Annotated in this window: 1 protein-coding gene; it reads right to left on the reverse strand. The window is 64.7% G+C overall.

The features are described from left to right. Nucleotides 1–28 precede the first annotated feature (28 nt). Nucleotides 29–1723: DUF2345 domain-containing protein (locus M5B44_RS28740; RefSeq protein ID WP_248741299.1), on the reverse strand; the 1695-nt coding region annotated here is incomplete at its 5' end.

The following is a 1723-nucleotide window of genomic DNA, read 5'->3' on the forward strand; positions in this document are numbered from 1 at the left end:
TCACGTTTCACAACAGCAGTTTCAGTGGTCATGACAGCATCTCACCCGCCGGCAGGCCCGGGGTTTTAATAGAAGTTTTTGGCAGGGTTGGAGCCGGAAGCGTTGGCAACTTGCCCGCCTTGCTCGCCGCCCCGAGAATCCCCGACGCACTCGGCATCGCCGCACTCGCCAGCTTCGGCAACCCGGCCACCCCACCCTGCATCACACCTTTCACTTGCTGCGCGGTTTGCATCGCACCCATCCCTGTCTGTGCCAATTCCTTGCCCTTCTCCAACATGTCCCAGTTCTTGCTCGGCAACGCCTGCGCCACCATCGCCTGCACCTGACTCGGCACGTCTTCCGCGCCCGGTGGACTCAACGGCCATTCCGGCTTGCCGATGTAGCTGCCTTCACTCCAGGTGTCCGCCGGATCCTTGCCGAACAGCACCCGCGCCGGGCCCGGTGCGGCGCCGGCAACACTGGCGAAGCCCTTGGCATCGAGCTTGCCCTTGATGCTTTTGCCCAAGGCATCGATGACTTCGTAATCGCCGTCCTTGATGCCCTGACGCCCCGCGTACTGGTTGAACAATTCGAGGTTGCCCTTGCCCGGTTTCGGCGGTTCAGGGAACACGCCGGCCAGGGATTTCGCCCCGGTGTAGGCGAAGTTCGCCGCGTGGGCGGTGTACGGGCCGCTGGTGGCGTGGGTGATGCCGCCGGCGTTGTAGGTCGTGGCGCTGCCGCCGCCCTGGATCACCAGTTCGGTCTTGGCGGTGATGGTGATGCGGTCGGCGTTGGCGGTGATGTTGAGTTTGGCCAGCAGGTTGATGCTGTCCTTGAGCGCCTTGACGTCGATGTCGCCGGAGGCTGCCACCAGCCGCCAGCCCATGCTTTGCACGAACAGGCGCATGCCGCGACTGGCGCTGGCCAGCAGGCGTTTGCCGATGGAAAAACTGGTGTGCCCGGTGCTGCTCAGCGCCAGGTGTTCGCCGGTGGCGATATGGCTGGAGCGCGGTGTGGTCAGGGCGATGCCGGCGCGACTGGCGAGTACCAGATGCGGTTCGGTGAACTCGGGGAATTCGTTGGCGGTGAGGTTTGCAGGTCCCGAGCCGAGTACGCCTTGATGCTGCGCGTGCAACGCCTTGGCCACGTCGTCCTGATCGCCCGCCTCTTGAGCTTGCAGCTCTTTGGCCTGCGTGGCGAAACCGTCCTGCTGATCGCTGGCGGTGGCCAGACGTTCGGCGGTTTCCGGCAGGTCCTTGTGGTGTTTGGATTCGTTCGGGCGCGGCTCGGTGGTGATCAGCAGGCCAGCACCGGCACGCACCGCGCCGTGGCGGTCGGTGCGCAGTTCGAAACCTTCGCCGCGTGGCTGGCCGCCGCTCGGGCGCGGATGGGTCAGGTAACCGAGGTTGATCGCACTCGCGCCGTGATCACTGCGCAGCGCGATGCTGATCTCGCTGGTGGTGTCGTCGATGCGCAGTTCGTTGGCGCGGCTGCCCTTGTATTCCTTGCTCTTGACCGTGGCCAGGGTCTTGAAGTCCGGCAGTTTGTACGGCGGCAGGTTGGCGCCGTGGTACAGGCAACCGGTGATCAGCGGCTGGTCGGGATCGCCTTCGAGGAAGGTGATCAGCACTTCCATGCCGACCCGCGGAATGTTGATCGAGCCAAAGGTTTCGGCGGCCCAACTGGAGGCCACGCGCATCCAGCAGGTGGTCTTGTCGTCGTGCTGGCCTTCGCGGTCCCAGAA

The sequence above is a fragment of the Pseudomonas sp. MWU12-2029 genome, assembly GCF_023242425.1.
Classification (GTDB): domain Bacteria; phylum Pseudomonadota; class Gammaproteobacteria; order Pseudomonadales; family Pseudomonadaceae; genus Aquipseudomonas; species Aquipseudomonas kribbensis.